This window comes from Mangrovicella endophytica (assembly GCF_002893625.1).
GTDB lineage: Bacteria > Pseudomonadota > Alphaproteobacteria > Rhizobiales > Rhizobiaceae > Mangrovicella > Mangrovicella endophytica.
The window spans coordinates 1-20,140 of record NZ_PKMZ01000011.1 but is presented as its reverse complement, the minus strand read 5'-3'; the positions used below and the strand labels follow the sequence as shown (position 1 = coordinate 20,140).

At 66.5% G+C, this 20,140-nt stretch carries 20 protein-coding genes; 10 read left to right on the top strand and 10 right to left on the bottom strand.

Translation table 11 applies throughout. The annotated features are described in order from the left end of the window. The first annotated feature begins 82 nt into the window (after positions 1-82). The gene (locus C0R46_RS17730) at positions 83-994 is read left to right on the top strand and encodes an EamA family transporter (protein WP_102961005.1); all 912 of its coding nucleotides are present in this window, start codon (positions 83-85) and stop codon (positions 992-994) included. 28 nt (positions 995-1,022) lie between these two features. On the opposite strand, the gene C0R46_RS17725 is transcribed toward C0R46_RS17730, so the two are convergent. Next, positions 1,023-2,342 carry an MFS transporter gene (locus C0R46_RS17725; protein ID WP_102961004.1) on the bottom strand — a complete coding sequence of 440 codons (1,320 nt, stop codon included), beginning with the start codon at positions 2,340-2,342 and terminating at the stop codon, positions 1,023-1,025. A gap of 297 nt (positions 2,343-2,639) precedes the next feature. On the opposite strand from C0R46_RS17725, the gene C0R46_RS17720 reads away from it, so the two are divergent. Continuing rightward, the gene (locus C0R46_RS17720) at positions 2,640-3,719 is read left to right on the top strand and encodes a DUF6910 family protein (protein WP_102961003.1); all 1,080 of its coding nucleotides are present in this window, start codon (positions 2,640-2,642) and stop codon (positions 3,717-3,719) included. A 33-nt stretch (positions 3,720-3,752) separates the two neighbouring features. Here the strand turns inward: C0R46_RS17720 and argB are convergent, their stop codons facing one another. From argB to dxr, 5 genes are all read right to left on the bottom strand, one after another. Next, on the bottom strand, positions 3,753-4,649 hold the full coding sequence (gene argB / locus C0R46_RS17715) for an acetylglutamate kinase (RefSeq protein ID WP_102961002.1): 897 nt from the start codon (positions 4,647-4,649) through the stop codon (positions 3,753-3,755). A 147-nt stretch (positions 4,650-4,796) separates the two neighbouring features. Next, positions 4,797-6,359, bottom strand: a complete 1,563-nt coding sequence (locus C0R46_RS17710; protein WP_280953028.1) for a DHA2 family efflux MFS transporter permease subunit — start codon at positions 6,357-6,359, stop codon at positions 4,797-4,799. Next, complete coding sequence (locus C0R46_RS17705) at positions 6,356-7,708, bottom strand: HlyD family secretion protein (RefSeq protein ID WP_245413657.1); 1,353 nt, start codon at positions 7,706-7,708, stop codon at positions 6,356-6,358. Before C0R46_RS17705 ends, C0R46_RS17710 begins: the two co-directional genes overlap by 4 nt. Beyond that, entirely contained in the window at positions 7,708-8,214 is a 507-nt protein-coding gene (locus C0R46_RS17700) for a MarR family winged helix-turn-helix transcriptional regulator (protein ID WP_102961001.1), read from the bottom strand. Before C0R46_RS17700 ends, C0R46_RS17705 begins: the two co-directional genes overlap by 1 nt. Before the next feature lie 113 nt (positions 8,215-8,327). Then, positions 8,328-9,485, bottom strand: coding sequence for a 1-deoxy-D-xylulose-5-phosphate reductoisomerase (gene dxr / locus C0R46_RS17695; RefSeq protein WP_102961000.1), 1,158 nt, complete (start codon positions 9,483-9,485; stop codon positions 8,328-8,330). A 214-nt stretch (positions 9,486-9,699) separates the two neighbouring features. Between dxr and C0R46_RS17690 the strand changes: the two genes are divergently transcribed. Both C0R46_RS17690 and C0R46_RS17685 read left to right on the top strand, forming a co-directional pair. Continuing rightward, entirely contained in the window at positions 9,700-10,629 is a 930-nt protein-coding gene (locus C0R46_RS17690; protein WP_102960999.1) for an ABC transporter ATP-binding protein, read from the top strand. Next, positions 10,626-11,393 (top strand): ABC transporter permease, encoded by a 768-nt coding sequence (locus tag C0R46_RS17685; RefSeq protein WP_102960998.1) that lies wholly within the window; start codon positions 10,626-10,628, stop codon positions 11,391-11,393. Before C0R46_RS17690 ends, C0R46_RS17685 begins: the two co-directional genes overlap by 4 nt. A 43-nt stretch (positions 11,394-11,436) precedes the next feature. On the opposite strand, the gene C0R46_RS17680 is transcribed toward C0R46_RS17685, so the two are convergent. Together C0R46_RS17680 and C0R46_RS17675 are read right to left on the bottom strand one after the other, a co-directional pair. After that, the gene (locus tag C0R46_RS17680; RefSeq protein ID WP_245413656.1) at positions 11,437-11,928 is read right to left on the bottom strand and encodes a DUF1579 domain-containing protein; all 492 of its coding nucleotides are present in this window, start codon (positions 11,926-11,928) and stop codon (positions 11,437-11,439) included. Beyond that, a complete protein-coding gene (locus C0R46_RS17675; RefSeq protein WP_198598396.1) occupies positions 11,925-12,692 on the bottom strand; it encodes a DUF899 domain-containing protein in 768 nt (255 codons plus the stop codon). The genes C0R46_RS17680 and C0R46_RS17675 overlap by 4 nt, the downstream gene beginning before the upstream one ends. Positions 12,693-12,768: 76 nt before the next feature. On the opposite strand from C0R46_RS17675, the gene C0R46_RS17670 reads away from it, so the two are divergent. Then, a complete protein-coding gene (locus C0R46_RS17670) occupies positions 12,769-13,218 on the top strand; it encodes a MarR family winged helix-turn-helix transcriptional regulator (protein WP_102960996.1) in 450 nt (149 codons plus the stop codon). Positions 13,219-13,339: 121 nt separating this feature from the next. On the opposite strand, the gene hmuQ is transcribed toward C0R46_RS17670, so the two are convergent. After that, on the bottom strand, positions 13,340-13,666 hold the full coding sequence (gene hmuQ, locus C0R46_RS17665; protein ID WP_102960995.1) for a heme-degrading protein HmuQ: 327 nt from the start codon (positions 13,664-13,666) through the stop codon (positions 13,340-13,342). A 46-nt stretch (positions 13,667-13,712) separates the two neighbouring features. After that, the gene (locus C0R46_RS17660) at positions 13,713-15,881 is read right to left on the bottom strand and encodes a TonB-dependent hemoglobin/transferrin/lactoferrin family receptor (RefSeq protein WP_102960994.1); all 2,169 of its coding nucleotides are present in this window, start codon (positions 15,879-15,881) and stop codon (positions 13,713-13,715) included. A gap of 216 nt (positions 15,882-16,097) precedes the next feature. Here C0R46_RS17660 and hemP point away from each other — a divergent pair, with 216 nt between their 5' ends. The 5 genes from hemP (at position 16,098) to rirA (ending at position 19,857) form a co-directional block, all read left to right on the top strand. Next, a complete protein-coding gene (gene hemP / locus C0R46_RS17655; protein WP_102960993.1) occupies positions 16,098-16,286 on the top strand; it encodes a hemin uptake protein HemP in 189 nt (62 codons plus the stop codon). A 2-nt stretch (positions 16,287-16,288) separates the two neighbouring features. Next, on the top strand, positions 16,289-17,263 hold the full coding sequence (locus C0R46_RS17650) for a heme/hemin ABC transporter substrate-binding protein (RefSeq protein WP_102960992.1): 975 nt from the start codon (positions 16,289-16,291) through the stop codon (positions 17,261-17,263). Positions 17,264-17,274: 11 nt separating this feature from the next. Continuing rightward, complete coding sequence (locus C0R46_RS17645; protein WP_102961099.1) at positions 17,275-18,363, top strand: FecCD family ABC transporter permease; 1,089 nt, start codon at positions 17,275-17,277, stop codon at positions 18,361-18,363. Further along, positions 18,363-19,169: a heme ABC transporter ATP-binding protein gene (locus tag C0R46_RS17640; protein ID WP_102960991.1), complete on the top strand. Its 807-nt coding sequence runs from the start codon at positions 18,363-18,365 to the stop codon at positions 19,167-19,169. The genes C0R46_RS17645 and C0R46_RS17640 overlap by 1 nt, the downstream gene beginning before the upstream one ends. Positions 19,170-19,359: 190 nt before the next feature. Further along, entirely contained in the window at positions 19,360-19,857 is a 498-nt protein-coding gene (gene rirA, locus C0R46_RS17635; protein WP_102960990.1) for an iron-responsive transcriptional regulator RirA, read from the top strand. The last annotated feature ends 283 nt before the right edge of the window (positions 19,858-20,140 follow it).

Here is a 20,140-nt window from a genome sequence, read left to right as displayed (position 1 = left end):
GCTGCCTGGAGCGATCGACGCTTAAGCTGCTAGGAAGGCACCATGATGACGCGGCCGATCGCGTCATAGGACATGATGCCCCATGCCGCTCTGGATCCCCCTCACGCTCGCCGCCGCCTTTCTGCAGAACCTGCGCTCGACGCTCCAGAAGCATCTGAAGCGTCAGATGGGCACCACGGGCGCGACCTTCGTGCGCTTCGGTTTCGGCCTGCCCTTCGCGCTGCTCTATCTTGCGATCCTGCACGAAGGCTTCGGTCTTGCTATGCCGGCGCCGACGCAAACCTTCCTGCCGGCGGTGGCCTCCGGAGCGCTGGCTCAGATCGGCGGGACATTCCTGCTGCTGCGGCTGTTCGGCCTGCGCAACTTCATGGTCGGTACGGCCTATTCCAAGACCGAGCCTGTCCAGGCGGCGCTGTTCGGACTTTTGATCATCGGCGAGACGATCTCGGCCGCGGGCCTGGCGGCGATCCTCGTCGGCATTGCCGGCGTGGTGCTGATTTCGATCGGCGGACGGGCAGCCGCCGGGAACTTGAGCATTCGCGATGCGCTGTTCTCCCGCTCCGCGGCGATCGGCGTCGGCTCCGGCGCACTGTTCGGCATTTCCGCCGTCTGCTTCCGCTGGGCTTCGCTGTCTCTGGATGGTGGCGATGTCGCGATCCGGGCGGCGACGAGCCTCGCCGCGGCGACCGCTGTCCAGACCGTTGTGATGCTGGCCTGGATGATCCTGCGCGAGCCGGCCGAGATCCGGGCGGTCGCCATCGCCTGGCGCACCTCGCTGCTGGTTGGGCTTGCCGGCGTCCTCGGCTCGATTGGCTGGTTCACCGCGATGACGCTGGAGCGCGTCGCCTATGTCCGGGCGCTCGGCCAGGTGGAGCTTCTCTTCACCTTCGCCTCGTCGGTGCTGCTGTTTCGCGAGCGGATCACCCGGCTGGAACTGGCGGGCTGTCTGATGATCCTGGCTGCGATTCTTGCCCTACTCGGCAGCGCCGCCTGAGCGCGACGCCGCCGACTGACGGTGAGGATCAGGCGCCGAGCTGGCGCCTGATGCGGCGCGGGATCGCCGCAATGGCGATCGCGGTGATGAGGCCGGCGATCGTCAGGTAGTAGCCGACATAGGCGAGGCCGTAATGGGTGGCCAGCCAGGTCGCGATATAAGGCGCCAGCGAGGCGCCGATGATGCCGCCGAGGTTGAAGGTCAGCGACGAGCCGGTGTAGCGCACCGCGGTCGGAAACAGCTCCGCCAGCGCCGTGCCGAGCGGACCGTAGGTGAGGCCCATCAGTGCCAGGCCGATGATCGAGAACAGGACCACGCCGACGACGCTGCCCGAGCCGAACAGCGGCCCGAAGGTCAGACCGAAGATCATGATGGCCACCGACGTCCACAGGATGGTCGTGCGGCTGCCGAAGCGGTCCGCCAGGAGGGCGGAGACTGGAATGGCGAGACCGAAGAAGACGACGCCGAGCATCTGGATCGGCAGGAACGTGCCGCGCGCATAGCCGAGACCACCCTTGGCCGCATCGAGCGTCGCCCAGCCGAGCGAGAACACCGTCATGAGGTAGAAGAGCACGAAGGTGGCGAGTGCGCCGAGCGTGCCGAGGAACAGCTCGCGCTTGTGGTCGGCAAGCACCGCGAGCACCGGGACGCGGACGCGCTCGTGCTTTTCGACGGCGCGTTGGAAGGCCGGAGTCTCGGTCAGTTTCAGCCGGACATAGAGGCCGACGAAGACGAGAAGCGCGCTGGCGATGAAGGGGATGCGCCAGCCGATCGAGAAGAACTGCTCGTCGGTCATGACCTCGCTGAGGAGGAGGAAACTGCCCGTCGCACAGATGAAGCCGATGGGTGCTCCGAGCTGCGGGAACATGCCGTACCAGGCCTGACGGCCGGCCGGCGCGTTCTCCGTCGCGAGCAGCACCGCGCCGCCCCACTCACCGCCGAGGCCAAGACCCTGGCCGAGCCGGCAGAGCGCCAGCAGCAGCGGCGCCAGAACGCCGGCCGTGGCGTAGGTCGGCAGGCAGCCGATCAGAACGGTCGACAGTCCCATGGTCATCAGCGCTGCGACGAGGGTCGCCTTGCGCCCGATGCGGTCGCCATAATGGCCGAAGATCGCCGCACCGATGGGGCGCGCGAAGAAGGCGATCGCGAAGGTCGCAAAGGACTGGAGCATCGCCGAGGTCGCGTCGGAGCCCGGAAAGAACAGCTTCGGGAACACGATCACCGCGGCGGTGGCGTAGATATAGAAGTCGAAGAACTCGATCGTCGTGCCGATCAGACTGGCAAACAGGACACGGGACTTCGAATTCGCCGGCGCATTGCCAGCGGACGTAGGAGAGACGGCGGACACGGGGCGTGTGCTTTCGGGTCGTTGAGGAGCGTACCTCAAGGTACGGCTGCGGAGTACCGCAGGTTACACCCTGTGGCAACCGCCGTGCAGGATTCCTGGCATCCGGCGCAGGCAGCAACGCCGGAAGCTGACAAGCGGCGTTGCTCGATCGGGCCCTCTGGGGCTGCGCCGGCTCAGATGGGCACTGCCGAAGTGACGCGGTCAGATAAGATGTATTGGCGAAGACGATCTGCGATTGAGCTGCTTTGGGAGAAACTGTACTGATGTCGTCTTGTGATCGCTTGTCGGGAGGCTGCGATGCTGAAGGCTGTAGGCTCGAAGTTCCATCCATTGCTTCTCGGGCTGGCGCTTTGCTCGCCCTTGCCATCCCACGTCCTCGCCGATGACAAGGCTGTGACCGTTGCTCCCGATGCGACCATCACCGTTTCAGGGCACTTCGCCGGCAAGGACGGGGACACGGCCGAAGATCTCAGCGGCATCGGTTGTGTGAAAATCGCGTCGTCAGGAGACCTCCGCTGTCTCATCGTCAATGACGAGAACCGGACGGGGCAGCTCGCGACGCTCTCCGACGGGCAGATGGTCGTCGGGCCGGAGATCGAACTCATCGGCAAGAAGGAGGCAAAAGGCGCCGTCGGCTCGCCGCCGCAGTCCTTTTCCTGCGCAGGCGGCAAGAAGAAGTTCAAGGACCTCGATGGCGAGGCCGTTGCGGCTGCCGGCGCCGGGGTATTCTACGTGGCCGGCTCCCACGGCTGCAGCCGCAATGATGACGAGTATCGTGACTCGAGCTTCCTGCTCGTCCGTGTGACGCTCGACGGCGAAGGGCGGGCGGTCGAGATCCTGCCGAGCTATCGCCTCTTCGAGGCCCTGTCCGCGTCGACGCTCAAGGACTACCTCACGCGCTCGCTGAAGCGTGAGGACGGTCTCAATATCGAAGGGTTGGCGGTCGTCGGTGACGACCTCCTGGTGGGCCTTCGCGCGCCCTCGGTCGATGGCAATGCAGTCGTGCTGTCCGTGCCGGCTGACATGTTGTTCACCGCGGCTGCCGAGACGGTGAAGCCCAGCCGCGAATGGCGTCTGCCGCTCGGGCCGAACACCGGGATCAGGGACATGGCCACGCTGTCAGACGGTTCCCTGCTCATCCTGGCAGGGCCGACGTTGGAGCAGGACGACATCCCCTATGCGGTCTTTCGCGTCGCTCTCCCTGACGGAAGCACTGACAAGCTCGCCGTCCTTGACGACGTCGCATCAGGGTCTGGGCGCGCCAAGGCCGAGGCGGTGACCGTTCTCGAGCAGAGCGAGGATCAACTTGAGATCCTCGTTCTCTTCGACGGACTGGCCGATGGTGGCCCGCGTAAGTACCGCATTCCGCTGCATTGATGTGGCGGATCGCTGAGGCGGCTTCGCCTCGCCTCAGGGCACGATCAGCGTGCCGGCGCCGTGCTCGGTCAGGAGCTCCAGCAGCACGGCATGCGGTGTCTTGCCGCTGAGGATGACCACGCCCTCGACGCCGCGGTCAATCGCCTCGATGCAGGTCTCGACCTTCGGGATCATGCCGCCCGAAATCGTGCCGTCGGCGATGAGGGCGCGCGCTTCGGCGACCGACAGCTCCTTGATCAGCTTGCCGGAGCGATCGAGGACGCCGGGCACGTCGGTGAGAAACAGCAGGCGCGCGGCGCTCAGCGCGCCGGCGATGGCGCCGGCAAAGGTGTCGGCATTGATGTTGTAGGTCTTGCCGTCGCGACCTGGCGCGACCGGCGCGATCACCGGGATCATCTCGGAGCGGGCGAGAAGGTCGAGAAGGGTGCGGTCGACCTCCGCGGGCTCGCCGACATAGCCGAGATCGAGCACCCGCTCGATGTTGGAATCGGGATCGATCGCTGTCTTGGTGGCCTTCTGCGCGAAGACCATGTTGCCGTCCTTGCCGCAGAGGCCGATTGCCCACTCGCCCTCGGCATTGATCAGCGCGACGATCTCCTTGTTGATGGAGCCGGCGAGAACCATTTCGACGATCTCCATCGTCCGCTCGTCGGTGACCCTGAGGCCCCCCTCGAAGCGCGATTCGATCCCCATCTTCTGCAGCATGCGCGCGATCTGCGGCCCGCCGCCATGGACGACGACCGGATTGATGCCGGACTGCTTGAGCAGCGCGATGTCGCGGGCAAACGCCTTGCCGAGCGCGATGTCGCCCATGGCGTGGCCGCCATATTTCACGACGACGTTCTTGTTCTCGTAGGCCTGCATGAAGGGCAGGGCTTCTGCGAGCATATGGGCCTGCAACTCGCCCGTGCCGTTCATCTCGTCGCTCATCGTCTCGCTCGTCCTCGTCACGGGGCTGCGGAGGTGCTCAGAACAACCCGCTGCGGTGAGGACGCCTTAGAGCATCCGTGTCGCCGTTTGAAGACGCCGAGGGGTCGCCGTTCCCCTGCCGCAGGATCGTTTCGGCAGGGGTGGCGGCTACTCCATGGCGACGTGAGCCGGATCCGGCTTGCCGCCGCCCATCTGCGGCTTGCGCAGGAACAGGAGCAGCGGGATCACCGCGAGAGTGATCCACATCATCAGCATGAAGTCGTCGAGATAGGAGATCATCGCCGCCTGCGTCGAGACCTGGCTGCTGAGGAGCGCGATCGCCGTCTCCGGACCGACGCCCAACCCGTGCGCCATGCCGGCGATGTCCATGTTGAACGGAGTCAGCTTGGAGACCAGCTCGGTGCGGTTCACCTGCGTGTTCTGCGCCAGCGCCGTCACCACGATGGAGATGCCGACGCTGGAGCCGAGATTGCGCAGGAGGCTGAAGAGGCTGGCGGCGTCGGTGCGCTGCTCCGGCCGCAACGTCGCAAAGGCGAGCGTCGACAGAGGCACCATCACCAGGCCGAGGCCAAGACCCTGGACGACGCCGCTGACGATGATCGGGCCGTCGCTCATAATCGGCGAGAAACCGGTCATGATGTAGAGGGAGTAGGCTGTCAGTCCCAGGCCGGCGAGGATCAAGAGGCGCGCATCGATGAGGCTGACGAGGCGGCCGACCACCAGCATCGAGATCATCGTCCCAACGCCGCGCGGCGCCAGCACGAAGCCGGTCGTCACCACGGGATAGCCGAGGATGTTCTGCAGGAGCGGTGGCAGCAGCGCGAGGCCGGCCAGCAGGATGACGCCAATGATGAAGATCAGCACCAGCGCGGTGACGAGGTTGCGATCCTTGAAGATCTTCGGATCCATGAAGGGGTTGTTCCGGCCGGTGATATGGATGACGAACATCCACAGGCCGGAGACTGTCAGGCCGAGCTCGATCCAGATCTCAGGCGAAGCGAACCAGTCCTCCTGCTCGCCGCGGTCGAGCAGCATCTGGAACGCGCCGATGGCAATCGACAGCATGGCAAAGCCCAGGAAATCGAAGCCGCGCAGGCGCCGCTCCGTGCGCGGCAGCGTCGCCACCATGCCGAGGATGGCGAGGATGCCGATCGGCAGATTGACGAAGAAGACGTAACGCCAGTTGAAGACGTCCGTCAGCCAGCCGCCGAGGGTCGGTCCGATGATCGGTCCGATCATGATGCCGGCGCCCCAGATCGCCATGGCCTGGCCATGCTTCTCCTTGGGGTTGATGTCGAGGAGGACAGCCTGGCTCAGCGGCACGAGTGACGCGCCGCAGATGCCCTGGAACAGCCGGAAGACGATCATCTCGTTGAGGCTGGAGGCGATGCCGCAGAGCATCGACGCGACGACGAAGCCGACGGCCGAGGCGATGAACAGCTCGCGCCGCCCGAAGCGGTCGGAAAGCCAGCCCGTCACCGGCGTCATGATCGCGGCCGCGACGATATAGGAGGTCAGCACCCAGCTGATCTGGTCCTGCGAGGCGCCCAGCGAGCCCTGCATGGATGGCAGCGCCACGTTGGCGATCGTCGTATCCAGCACCTGCATGATGGTCGCGAGCATGGTCGAGACCGTGATCAGGCCCTTGTTGTGGACGGCGTTGCGGGCTGCAGGAGCTGCGCCGGCCGCCCCGGCGGAGGCCGCGCTCACCGGACCGGCGCCTCGGCGGCGCTTGCCGCCATGGCGCCGCCAGACCTGGCCGGCAGGAGGCCGGCGTCGGCGAGCGGCTTGGCGATCGACTGCGGAAGATTGGCCGTCGCGAGCGGCTTGGCGACGAAGTCCGGCAGGCCGCGGGCATGCCCCGTATCGACGGTGACGCTGGCGCTCATGCCGGTGCGCAGCGCAACTTCCGCCGGATCGTCGTCGAGCGCGATGCGCACCGGGATGCGCTGCACGACCTTGACCCAGTTGCCGGTCGCATTCTGCGCCGGCAGCAGCGAGAATTCCGAGCCGGTGCCGGCGCCGATGCTCTCCACCGTGCCGCGGAAGGCGTGGTCGGGGAAGGTATCGATCTCGATCTCGACCGGCTGGCCCGGCTGCATGTGGGTGAGGTCCGTTTCCTTGTAGTTGGCGGTGATCCAGAGCGGGTCGGTCTGAACCAATGCCACCACGGCGACGGACGGGCCGACATACTGGCCGACCTGCAGACGATCGATCTGGCTGACGATACCGTCAGACGGCGCCGTGACGACCGTGTGGCGCAGATCGATCTCGGCGCGGTTCAGCTCGGACAGGGCGGAGATGACGTCGGGATGGCGGTCGGTCTCGATGGCCGGATTGCCGCCGAGAGCGGCCTTGGCGCTCAGCACGGCCTGCTCCGCGGAAGCGAGCTTGCCCTGTGCCTGCTGCAGCGACAGGCTGGACTGATCGAGGGCGGCCTCCGAGATGACGCCGCCCTTGACGAGGTTCTGCTGCCGCCGCTGGTTGGTGCGCTGGAAGTCGAGCGCGTCCTGCGCCGTCTTGCGGTCGGACAGAGCCGACTCATAGGCCGCCTTCAGACGCTCGACGCCGAGGCGCGCGGTCGCGACCTCGGCCTGCTTCTGGTCGACGGCCGCCCGGTAGGTGGAATCATCGATGCGGAACAGGAGATCGCCCTGGTGGACGATCTTGTTCTCGCCGGTGCCGATCTCGACGATCTGGCCCGAGACCTCCGGTGATATCGACACCATGTTCTGCTGGACGTAGGCGTCCTCGGTGTTGATGAAGCGTCCGCCGGTGACCCAGTAGTAGCCACCCGCCGCGGCAAGCCCAAGCGGCAGGATGATCATCATCAGGAAGCGCAGGGGCCGCCGCTTCTTCTTCGGCTTGGCAGACACGTCGGCTGCAGCGGCGGGCGCGGCCGGCGGTGCGCTTGCGGCAGCGGCGGCCGGTGCCTGAACCGGTGCCTGCTCCGCTGCGGGCTGCGTCGTGCTCTCCAGGGAGGCGGGCGCTGTCTGGCTCGACTGTGCCGGAATGGCTTCGGCGGCGTCGATGCTCTTCTGGTCGGGCTTCATGTTCATCACGCGTCTTCCGTGACTTGCGCGGCGGCGGCGAGATCGCAGGCGCGATCACCGTCCTCGCCGAGATTGGCAATGATGGTGTTGAGAGTGGCGATAACGGTCTGGACGTCGGCTTCGCTGACGCCGCGGAGCGCCGCCTTCACGACGCGTTCGCCGCGTATGCGCATGTCGGGAAGCAGCGCACGCCCGGCTTCGGTGGTGAAGAGCTGACGTGCCCGGCGATCGGCCGGGTCGGGACGACGCTCGACCAGCCCGGCCGCCTCCATGCGGTCGACGTGCCGGCAGAGGGTGATCGGCTCGAGGTCGAGAGCATTGGCCAGCCGTGCCTGGCTGGTGCCTTCCATCTTCCAGACGCGCGCCAGGATCTTCATCTGCGCGGCGGTCATGGCGATGTCGCGGCTCTCATGCTCGAAACGTTTGCGCATCAGGCGCGAGGCGTCGGCCAGGAGGAAGCCGATATGCGGCGACTTCGGGTCGAGGAGAAGTTCGTGCTGCGGCTCGTTCATGAGCCTTAATATTATAAGCGAGCTTATGATCGCAAGATGCGTGCGGAAATTGTGGTTACGAGACGATCTATTTCGATGAGAAAACCGCCTCTGCGGTGGAGATCTGGCTCGTTCTATCGCCGTGGCGCATAGGCATCGGCACGGCGTCGTGCTTCCCCATCGGCAGCGAAGACAGCTTCGATCGTCTCGGGGTCCGAACCGGGCGCGACCTCGTCCATCACCTGTTCGACGATCCGTGCGATGTCGAGGAAGCCGATCCGCCGATCGATGAACGCGCCCAGAGCCACCTCCTTGGCGCCGTTCAGGATCGCGCCGGACAGGCCGCCCGCCTCCATCGCCCGCCGTGCGAGTCGCAGCGCAGGGAAGCGGCCCTCGTCCGGAGCCTCGAAGTCGAGGCGAGCGAGGGCCGAGAAGTCGAGGCGCTCGACCGGCAGGTTCGGACGTGCCGGATAGGTCAGGGCGTAGCCGATGGCCGTGCGCATGTCCGGCGGGCCGAGCTGCGCCAGCACCGAGCCGTCGCTGTAGCCGACCATGGAGTGGACGACCGACTGCGGATGCACGACGACCTCGATGGTGCGTCCCGACGCGCCGAAGAGGTGCTTGGCCTCGATCATCTCCAGCGCCTTGTTAAACAGGCTGGCGCTGTCGATGGAGATTTTCACGCCCATCGACCAGTTGGGATGGGCGGCCGCGACCTTCGGGGTGACATCCGCCATCCGCTCCGCCGGCCAGAGCCGGAACGGGCCGCCGGATGCGGTGAGGATGATCCGTTCGACGGCTGCTTCGGCGGCGCGGTCGATGACCTGGAAGATGGCGCTGTGCTCGCTGTCGACCGGCAGCAGCAGCCCGCCGGCACGCTCGATCGCCCGCTGGAACAGAGCGCCGGCGGAGACGAGGCATTCCTTGTTGGCGAGCGCGATGCGGGCACCCTGGCGTGCGGCGGCCAGCGTCGGCGCAAGGCCGGCGATGCCGACGATCGCCGCCATGCACCAGTCGACCGGGCGGCTGGCGGCCTCGACGAGCGCGGCGTCACCTGCCGCAGCCTCGATGCCGGTGCCCGCCAGGGCGCTGCGCAGCTCGGGCAGGCGCGCTTCGTTCGCGGTGACCGCGACAGCTGCCCCGAATTCGACCGCCTGGCCGGCAAGCAGCTCGACATTGTCCTGGCCGGTTAGTGCCACGACCTGGAAGGCGTCGCGGCCGCCGAGATGGCGGATCACGTCGAGCGTGTTGCGCCCGATCGATCCGGTAGAGCCGAGCACGCTGATCCGCATCGGGGTTCCGAGAGCTGTGCGGCGGAGGGGCCCGGCGCTTGAGGAGTGAACGTGCCCTGCTGACGGCTTTAGCCGCTCGAGGTCAAGAGGCGAGGGGATCAACTCGGCGCTGAATAGCGACGGGCATGGCGGTGTGGACAGAGCGTCCGCATCACCCGACTTGCCGACTCGGCGGCGATCGCCCACTTACCCGCATCGTCCAGCGGTTCATCCCATGTCCTCCGTCATATCCATTCAGCAGCTTTCCAAGACCTACGAGTCCGGCTTCCAGGCGCTCAAGGGCATCGACCTCTCGATCGAGAAGGGCGAGATTTTCGCGCTGCTCGGGCCGAACGGCGCCGGGAAGACGACGCTGATCTCGATCGTCTGCGGCATCGTCAATCCGAGCGGGGGGACGGTGACGGTGGCCGGCCACGACATCGTGCGCGACTTCCGGGCCGCGCGCTCGCAGATCGGCCTCGTGCCGCAGGAACTGACCACCGACGCCTTCGAGACGGTATGGGACACGGTGAGCTTCAGCCGCGGTCTGTTCGGCAAGCCGCGCGATCCCGCCCATATCGAGCGGGTGCTGAAGGACCTGTCGCTCTGGGAAAAACGCGATTCCAAGATCATGACGCTGTCGGGCGGCATGAAGCGGCGCGTCCTGATCGCCAAGGCGCTGTCGCACGAGCCGGACATCCTCTTCCTCGACGAGCCTACCGCGGGTGTCGACGTCGAGCTCCGGCGCGGCATGTGGAACGTGGTGCGCGCGCTGCAGGCGCGGGGCGTCACCATCATCCTGACCACCCACTATATCGAGGAAGCCGAGGAGATGGCCGACCGGATCGGCATCATCTCGCGCGGCGAGATCATCCTCGTGGAGGAGAAGGCCGAGCTGATGCGCAAGCTCGGCAAGAAGCAGCTGACGCTGCAGCTGCAGCAGCCGCTCGATGCGGTGCCGCCCGGCCTGTCCGAGTTTGCTCTGACGCTCGGGGCAGGCGGCCGCGAACTCGTCTATACCTATGATGCCAATGCCGCGCGCACCGGCATCAACACCCTCATCGCGGCGCTCGGCACCGCCGGCATCGCCTTCAAGGACGTCGAGACGCGCCAGAGCACGCTGGAGGAGATCTTCGTCGGCCTGGTGCAGGAGCAGCGGTCATGACCGTCAATGTCCGGGCGATCCGCGCCATCTACGTCTTCGAAATGGCGCGCACCTTCCGCACGCTCCTGCAGAGCATCATCTCGCCGGTGATCTCGACCTCGCTGTATTTCGTGGTCTTCGGCGCTGCGATCGGCTCGCGCATTACCTCCGTCGAAGGCGTCAGCTATGGCGCTTTCATCGTGCCGGGCCTGATCATGCTCTCGCTGCTGACGCAGAGCATCTCCAACGCCTCTTTCGGCATCTACTTCCCCAAATTCACCGGCACGATCTACGAGCTCCTGTCGGCGCCGATCTCGGCCTTCGAGATCGTCACCGCCTATGTCGGCGCCGCGGCGACGAAATCGATCATGCTCGGCCTGATCATCCTGGCGACGGCCGCGCTGTTCGTGCCGCTGCGCATCGAGCATCCCTTCGTGATGCTGCTCTTCCTGGTGCTGACCTCAGTAACGTTCAGCCTGCTCGGCTTCATCATCGGCATCTGGGCCGACGGCTTCGAGAAGCTGCAGCTCGTGCCGCTCCTCATCGTCACGCCGCTGACCTTCCTGGGCGGCAGCTTCTATTCGATCAGCATGCTGCCGCCGGCCTGGCAGACGGTGACCCTCTTCAACCCGGTGGTCTATCTCGTCAGCGGCTTCCGCTGGAGCTTCTACGGCATCGCCGACGTCTCTGTCGGGGTCAGCCTTCTGATGACGCTGCTGTTCCTGGCCGTGTTCCTCGCCGTCGTCTGGTGGATCTTCAAGACCGGCTACCGCGTGAAGAGCTGACCGGCGCGCTTCAAGCGCCGGTCGCGAGAACAGGCGCCTCGTTTCAGCCGTTGCGGCGATAGGCGACCTGCATCACCTGGTGCCAGCTGCCGTCCTCGCCGCGCATCCGCGAGGTCAGGGTGCGGCCGCCCGAACCGTCGAGCGCGATGATGTCCTGAAAGGCCGCCGGCGAGCCGTCGCCCATCATATTGGGCCCGGTCGTATCGAGCACGAGCGTCTGCCCATCCTCGCTGAGGCGGCCTTCATAGACCCATTGATGCGTCATCATCGAGCCGACGAAGCTGCCGACGTAGCAGTTTCGCGCCGGGTCGAAGCCCAGCATCATGACGGTGGTCACCGGCGTGTCGCCCGCCATGGTGCCGTGGCCTTCCGCCATGACCCACAGGCCTTCCAGCGAGCGGACATGCTCGTTCCAGGTCACGCCGGTTGCATCCGGCGCGCAGTCGGTCGGCTCGTCCATCGTGGCCGTCCAGTCGCCGACGAGTTGCTCCAGCCAGCGATGCTCGGCCTGCGGTTGGGGAAAGCTCATGCTCATGCGGCGTCTCCTTGGACGTGTGGTAGGGTGGTAGCGGTACTGCAGCACGAGGCGCTGGCAGGACCGTCCTGGTACTCGTCGTGCCGGCGCACGAAGCTTAAGGTGCCGGTTTCGTTGCGGCCCTTCGGCGCCCGGTCGAGGATCATCAGCGTGCCCGCGATCTCCTCGACGCCGCGCGCATAGGTCGAATAGGTGTGGAAGATCGCGCCGCTCTCGTCGCGGAAGAAGGCGCTGAGGCCGTGCAGATCCTCCATATCCATGCCGGCCGGCAGTGGTTCGAAGTTGTAGGTGGCGGTTCCGCTGGCGAGCTGTTCGCGTGTAAAGGAAACGTCGAAGTCGAAGTTGAAGTCGCTGCCGGACGAGGACACCCAGGGAAAGCGCCAGCCCATGCGGCGCTTGTAGGCCTCGATACGCGGCAGCGGTGCGCGGGACACGGCTGCCAGCGTCACGTCATGGTGCTCCAGATGCGGCAGCGCCCCGTCGAGATGGTCGGCAAGGAACGAACAGCCGGTGCAGCCGGCCTCCCAATCCGTGGCGAGCATGAAGTGATAGACGATCAGCTGGCTGCGTCCGGCAAAGAGATCGCCCAGCGAGCGGCGGCCATGGGGCGTGTCGAAGGCGTAGGGCTTGTCGACCCGAACCCAGGGCAGTGCCTGGCGCTCGGCATTGACGGCGTCACGCAACTGGAAAAGCGCCTTCTCCCGTGCCAGATGCGCCCGGCGGGCGGCGATCCATTCCTCGCGGGACACGATGGAATGCTGCAACATACGATCCTCCTCTCGTCTGCCAGTGATGCAACGATCCTTGACAAATAAGTTGATGTCAACCCAATTAGAGCTGATGAGTGCTGATCGCGCAGTGCCCTTCGAGACAACCCTGCTGGTGCGCGACACCTGCCTGTGTCTGCATGCGCAGCGGGCCGCGCGGGCTTTGGCGCGCCGCTTCGACGAGGCGCTGCGTCCCGTCGGCCTGTCGAATGGCCAGTTCTCGCTGCTGATGTCGTTGAATCGTCCGGAGCCGGCAAAGCTCGGCGGCGTCGCCGCGCTGCTGGCAATGGACCGCACCACGCTGACGGCGGCGTTGAAGCCGCTGCAGCGGCGCGGGCTCCTGACGGTGCAGCCGGATCCACGTGACGGCCGTGGCCGGCTGCTGACACTGACGGAGGAGGGCGTTCAGCTTCTGGCCACAGCGGTGCCGATCTGGCGCGACACCCATGCCGCGGTGGATGCTGAACTGGGGGACGTCGATCCGCAGGCACTGAGGCACGCACTGCAGGTGCTCGCCGGCTGAAGCATCGGCGACGATCGCTGCGGGAGGCGGGCCCGAACCAGTGTCCAGCGCCGACCACCCCGCGTCGAAACGCGAACGCCGGCCAGAGGCCGGCGTTCGCTGTCGGAACGGTGCTGCCGGGTCAGGCGGCCGCGCTCATCCCGATCGTCTGCAGGACCTCGAAGCCCTCGAACTCCGGATGGCCGGCGGTCAGCGGCTTGCGCTCGCCGGCGCCGCGATGCGCCTGGCGGAAGGCCTCCGACTTTGTCCAGGCCTCGAAATGCTCCCGGCTCTCGAACAGCGTGTGCGAGGAGTAGAGCGTGTAGCCGTCACGCTCCGGACCCTTCAGGAGGTTGAACTCGACGAAGCCCGGCACCGTGTGGAGCTGCGAGTCGCGGTTCTGCCAGACGGCCTCGAATTCGGCCTCCGATCCCGGCAGCACCTTGAAGCGGTTCATTGCGATGAACATGGATTCGTCCTCTCCGTCGATTGATCGGTCATCCGGCCGCCGCTGATCACTGCGTCACGCCGAGCTTGGCCGTGAAGGCGACCTTCGCCGTCAGGCCCGGCGCGGCATATTGGTCGATGGCCGCGCCGCCCGTGTAGGGAATATACTTTTTGTCGAAGATGTTTTCGATGCTCGCGTCGAGGCGGGCATTTTCGTTCAGCTCGTAGCCGGCGAAGACGTCGAACGTGTTGTAGGAGTCGGTCTCCATCGCGGGATCGCTGGTGTCGTGCTTGCCGGCAACGGCGTTCCAGCGCAGCCCGTAGACCAGCTTGTCCTCCAGCGCCCGGAAGCCGACCGTGGTGGTCAGCCGATCCGGGAAGACGCTGTCGAGCGCATCGCCGGTTTCGCGGTCCTCGCCGTCGATGATGCTGCCATTGACCATGGCAAAGCCCCAGTGCCAGTCATAGCTCGCCTCCAGCTCGACGCCTTCCAGTCGCGCCTCGTCGATGTTGATGTAGCGTATGGCATCGAAGGGGAGCCGCGCCACGCAGCCGACGCCCGGGATGTTGGCGACGCAGGGGTTCATCACACCCGGCCGGTCGATGTTCTCCGTGCCGATGAAGTCGTCGACGTCGTTTCGGAACACGGTCAGCTTGGCGCGGAAGGCGTCGTCCGGCGTCAGCAGCGCATCATAGGAGAGGTTCACGCCGCCTTCGATCGTGTGGCCGATCTCCGGTGAGAGGTCGGGGTTCGCCAGGAATTCGAACGCCGGGAACGGGTGCAGGCCCGAGATGATGGCCTCGCTGAGCGCCGGCGCGCGCAGCCCCTCCGCGTAGGACGAGAACAGCTGCAGGCCTTCGATCGGCGTGATGCCGACGCTGACCTTGGGCGAGAAGCGATCGCCCTCGTTGTTGTCGGCGTTGTCGCTGCTGAGGTCGAACTTGTCGTAGCGCCCTCCGATGCCGACCTCGAGCCAGGTGTCGTATTCGAATTTGGCGTTGACGAAGCCGCCGAAGACGGTGCGATGGCCTGACGGCGTGAACAGCTCCGTCGTGCCGAGCGGATCGACGCTCTCGACGCTGTCGCGGAAATAGTCGCCGCCGTAGCTCAGCGTCGTTCTGACGGCGGCGAGATCGAACTGCGAGGCGTTGGTGATGTCGAAGCCCGTCGTGTCGACGTCGACGCTCCGCTCCGCTCCGATGTCGTCGAGGTCCGTCTGATCGAGCGACGTCTTGTTGTGGTAGATGTTGGCGCTGAGGTTGATCAGCGTCGTGTCCGGGCTTTCGAAGGTCCAGCCGGCCTTGTAGGTCTCGTTGCGCACGTCCGTGTCGCGGTCGACGCCGTCGGCCGTCGAGGAGATAAAGTCGGTGTCGTAGATGAGGCCCGACAGCGTGATCTCGTGTCCTTCTGCCGGGCGGAAGCGACCCTTCAAGAGGCCCGACTGAACGTCGAAGCCGGTATTGTCGATGTCGTTGCTGTCGCCGTCCCGGAAATCGTTGTTCCGCCGGATGACGGCCGCCGCATAGATGTCGGCGTCCTGCGAGAGGCGCACGCCGCCTTCCGCCTTGCCGAGGCCGCTCGGGCCGTTGGAGCCGATCTCGGCAGTAAAGCGCGCGGCATAGCGCTCGCTCGGCAGCAGCAGGTCATCGAGATCGAGCGTGCGCATCTGCACCACGCCGCCGATGGCGCCCGAGCCATAGGCATTGGCGACGGGGCCGCGGATCACGTCGACGCCGCCGATCAGTGCCGGATCGACATAGAAGGTGCCATTGGCGCTGTGGCCGGAAAACTGGAAGTTCTGGCGCGCGCCGTCGATCAGGACGTTGACGCGGCCGAAATCCTGCAGGCCGCGGATATTGACGGACGTGCCGGGATCATCGTCGCGCGGCGAGACGGCGACGCCGGGGATCCGCTTCAGGACGTCGTCGATCTGGTCCGGCTGAAAGCGCTCGATCTCCTCGCGGTTGACGACGCTGACGCCGCCGAGGGTCGTGATCGGCGTCCCCTCGGTGCGGTCGGCGAGAACCGTCACCGTGTCGAGCTCGATCGTCTCGCCGGAAGCCGTCGACGCCGCAGCCGTTTCTTCGGGCGTCTGCGCATTGGCGTCGACACTCTGTGAGGCCGTCTGAGCATGCGCGTCCGGCACCGCGGCCAGAATGGCGAAGCCCATCAGCAGGAGGGGGGAAACGGACGCGCAAAGACGCGCCCGCGCGCAGCGACGGCGGTGGCCAGCCATGGGCAAAACTCTCGGGAACTGGGTGGGGAGCTTGGCTGGCTGCGGCGGGGACGCCGCTGGCTGGCGAGCGGGCTGGACACTGTCCGGAGCCGGCTTGCAGGCGTTACGTTAATATGACTATGTGAGTCAAGAATTGCGGCGGCCGAGCGGCTGACGCAAGGCAGGAAAGGGCCAATTGCGACCTTCTTGCAACAGTCACGGATTGGATTGGACGCGATGGTTGAGGAAGACGGCAAGCGACCCAGTGCCGAGGGAGCAGCTGATCCCACCCATATCCGACCGCCGCGGGAACGCTTCAGCAGCAGCGAACTTTTCGCCCGTGGACGCGAAGTTCTGATCCAGCATGAGGATGAGGTCTATCGGCTTCGTCTTACATCCAAGAACAAGCTCATCCTGACGAAGTAGCCATGATCACCCAGACTCTGTTTCGCGCCGTCACGCCCGCGCGCCGTACCCTGTCCTGCGCCGTGATCCTCGCTGCCGCTCTGGCGGCTTGCCTGCCAGCGGCAGCCGATACGATCGTCGATGCCGAGGGGCGAAGGGTCGAGGTGACGGATCGCTCCCGCATCGTGTCGATCGGCGGCGCCGTCACCGAGATCCTGTTCGCGCTGGGGCTCGCCGACCAGGTGATCGCCGTCGACACGACGAGCACCTATCCCGCAGCGGCACAAGCCAAGCCCGACGTCGGCTACATGCGCGCCCTGTCCTCCGAAGGCGTCCTATCGCTGGGCCCGAGCCTGATCCTCGCGGTGAAAGGATCCGGCCCCAAGGATGTCGTCGACGTTCTGGCGACGGCATCGGTCCCGATGGTGATGATCCCGGACGAGCCGACAGCGGCCGGTGTGGGCGCTAAGATCCGCGCCGTCGCAGCCGCCGCGGGCGTGCCGGAAAAAGGCGAGGAACTCGCCAAGGCGGTCGAGGCCGATCTGAAAACGGTGACGGACGCCGTCGGCAAGGCGGGTGCGCAGCATTCCGCGGCCTTCGTCCTGTCCATGGCGAACGGCGCGCCGCTGCTCGCCGGCGATCACACCTCGGCCGCCGGCATGTTCGCGCTGGCGGGCCTTCGCAACGCCTTCGCCTTCGACGGCTTCAAGCCGGCCTCGCCGGAGGCGATCGTGGAGGCGGCGCCGGCCATCATCGTCACCATGGGGCGCGGCGGCCATGACGCGACGGACGCGATCCGCCAGAACCCGGCGTTCGCGACGACCCCGGCGGTGAAGGACGGACGCATTCTGGCCTTCGATGGCGCCTATCTCCTGAACTTCGGGCCGCGCACGGCCGAGGCCGCCCGGGAACTCGCCATGACGGTCTATCCCGAACTCGCAATACCGCCGCTGGCGCGCCATCCCTGGACCGAGACTGCGGCGGCTGCCAAGCCGTGAGCGCCGAGGGCATGTCCCTGCCGACGGCCACGGCCCGGCGAGCCGGTGCCGGTGACCGCTCCAGCCGTGGCCGTCAGGCCGTGCTGGTCGCCGCCACCCTGGCCGTCGCAGCCGGCCTCGTCTCCGTTGCCGCAGGCGCGGCGGGGCTCTCGCTCGGCGAGGTCGTCCACATCCTATGGGCCGGCGCCACCGGCCAGCGTCATACGCTGCCAGTGGGTGCCGCGACCATCATCCTCGACATCCGCCTGCCGCGCGTCCTGCTGGCACTCCTCGTCGGCGCCAGCCTGGCGCTGTCGGGGGCCGCGATGCAGGGGCTCTTCCGCAATCCGCTGGCCGATCCCGGCATCGTCGGCGTGTCCTCGGGCGCGGCACTGGCGGCGGTCATCGTCATCGTGCTCGGCCCGACGCTGATGCCATTCATGCCGGCCGCCATATCCCGCCATCTCCTGCCGCTCGCCGCCTTTTTCGGGGGGCTTGGCACGACGGCGCTGCTCTACCGATTGGCGACCCGCGAGGGGCAGACCTCCATCGCGACCATGCTCCTCGTCGGCATCGCGCTGGCCGCGCTCGGCGGCGCGATCACCGGCATCCTCATCTTCATCAGCGACGACCAGCAGCTGCGCGAGCTGACCTTCTGGACCATGGGCGGCTTCGGCGGCGCGACATGGCTGAAGCTCGCTGCCGCCCTGCCGCTGATCGTGCCCGCCTTCATCGCAGCCCCCTTCATGGCGCGCGGCCTCAATGCCCTGGCGCTCGGCGAAGCGGAGGCCTTCCACCTCGGCATCGAGGTCGAGCGGTTGAAAGGCCTCGCCATCCTGGTGATTGCGGCGGCCGTCGGCGCGGCGGTCGCTGTCTCCGGCATCATCGGCTTCGTCGGCCTCGTGGCGCCGCATCTCCTACGCGTCGCTATCGGACCGGATCATCGCACGCTGTTGCCGGCCGCCGCCTTTCTGGGCGCCGCGCTGCTCGCCATCGCCGACCTCATCGCCCGCACCAGCGTCGCACCTGCGGAGATGCCGATCGGCATCCTGACGGCGCTGATCGGCGCGCCCTTCTTCCTCTGGCTTCTGCTGCGCCGCCGCGGCGCGCTGGTGCTGTGATGCTGTCGGCGCACGACGTTACGGTGGAGCGCGGCGGCCGCGCTGTCCTGTCGAGCTTCTCGATCGACATCGCCCCGGGCGAGGTCGTCGTCCTGATCGGCCCCAACGGCGCGGGCAAATCGACAGCCTTCAAGGCTCTTTCGGGCGAACTGCGGGAGGTGGCGGCAAGGGTTTCCCTCGACGGCACACCGCTCGCCTCCCTGTCCGCTGCCGCGCTGGCGCGGCGCCGCGCGGTCATCCCGCAGGCGACCGCAACCGCCTTTGCCTTCACCGCTCTGGAGGTGGCCCGCCTCGGCGCCGAGGCCGGCGGCGCACGGGCCAGAGACCAAAACGAGCTCGCCGCCCGGGCGCTTGGAACCGTCGGACTGGCCGGGTTCGAAGCCCGCGACGTAACGGAGATGTCCGGCGGTGAGGCCCAGCGCGTGCACCTTGCCCGGGCGCTGGCGCAACTGGCGGCGATCGCGAAGCGCGGCACGGCGACCGCCTATCTCCTGATGGATGAGCCGACCTCCAGCCTCGACCTGCAGCATCAAATCGCAGCAATGCGCCTGGCGCGTACAGCGGCGGACGAGGGCGCCGGCGTCCTCTGCATCCTGCATGACATCAACCTGGCGGCGATGGCGGCCGACCGCATTGTCGCGCTGGTCGGCGGCCGTATCATTGCGGATGGCAGACCCAGCCTGGTGGTGACGGACGACCTCATCCAGCGCCTCTACGGCACGCCGATCAGCGTCCGGGGGATACCCGCCGGCGACATGCCCTTCATCCTGCCGCAGGCGGCCGGAGCGCCATCTCCGGAGCTCTGAGCGATGATCAACGCGCGTCCGAAGCAGGCGCCGCAGGGAGTCAGCTCCGCAGTTCGTATCCCAAGCAGGCCACATTGATGGCACGCTGTGGAACGAACCTCAGGCAGATTTACGATTTTGTCTTCACATCACTTGGAATTCTTCTAAATTAGCGTCTAGCCTTTTCGAAGCCTGATGACAGGACTTCCCCATGCGCCTGACCCGGCAGACGAACTACGCCATCCGTATCCTCATGTATTGCGCCAGCAACAATGAGCGCCTCAGCCGTGTGTCCGAGATTGCCGCCGCCTACGGCGCGTCGGACCTGTTTCTGTTCAAGATCCTGCAGCCGCTCGTCGAGGCCGGCATGATCGAGACGGTGCGCGGCCGCAATGGCGGCATCCGTCTTGGCCGTGCAGCCGCGGAGATCAGCCTTCGGCAGGTCGTGCAGGTGACGGAAGAAAGCTTTGCGCTTGCGGAGTGCTTCGAGACCGGCGCGACGGACTGCCCGCTGGTGGAAAGCTGCTCACTCAATTCGGCGCTGCGTGCGGCGCTCGACGCGTTTCTGGGTGTGCTCGGCAGCTATTCGATCGAGGATCTCGTCGAGGACAAGGTGTTCATGCGTCGCCGCCTCGGCTTGGCGGACGTGATCCCGGCCACGCGGGCCGTTCCGGCGCCGATCCTCCCGGCTGTGGCGGTCGCCGTCTGAGGCATTCCGCCGGCGGCGCGACCGCTGAGAGTTGAAAGAAAAGGGGCTGCGGACGGGCGATCCGCAGCCCCTTCTCGTTCGGAGGACCGTTGGCGGCCCTGCGATGGCTGTCGTCAGACCCCGAGCGTACCGGTGAGGTTTGCGAGGTCTTCGGCAAGCGTCGTGATGGGACCCTGGAGCGCCACGCGGTCCTCCTGGGTGAGCTTGTCATAGGTCTGGAAGCTGCCGTCGGCGTTCCGGTACTTGGCCAGGATGTCGTTGACGGTCTTGAAGTTGGCGTCGA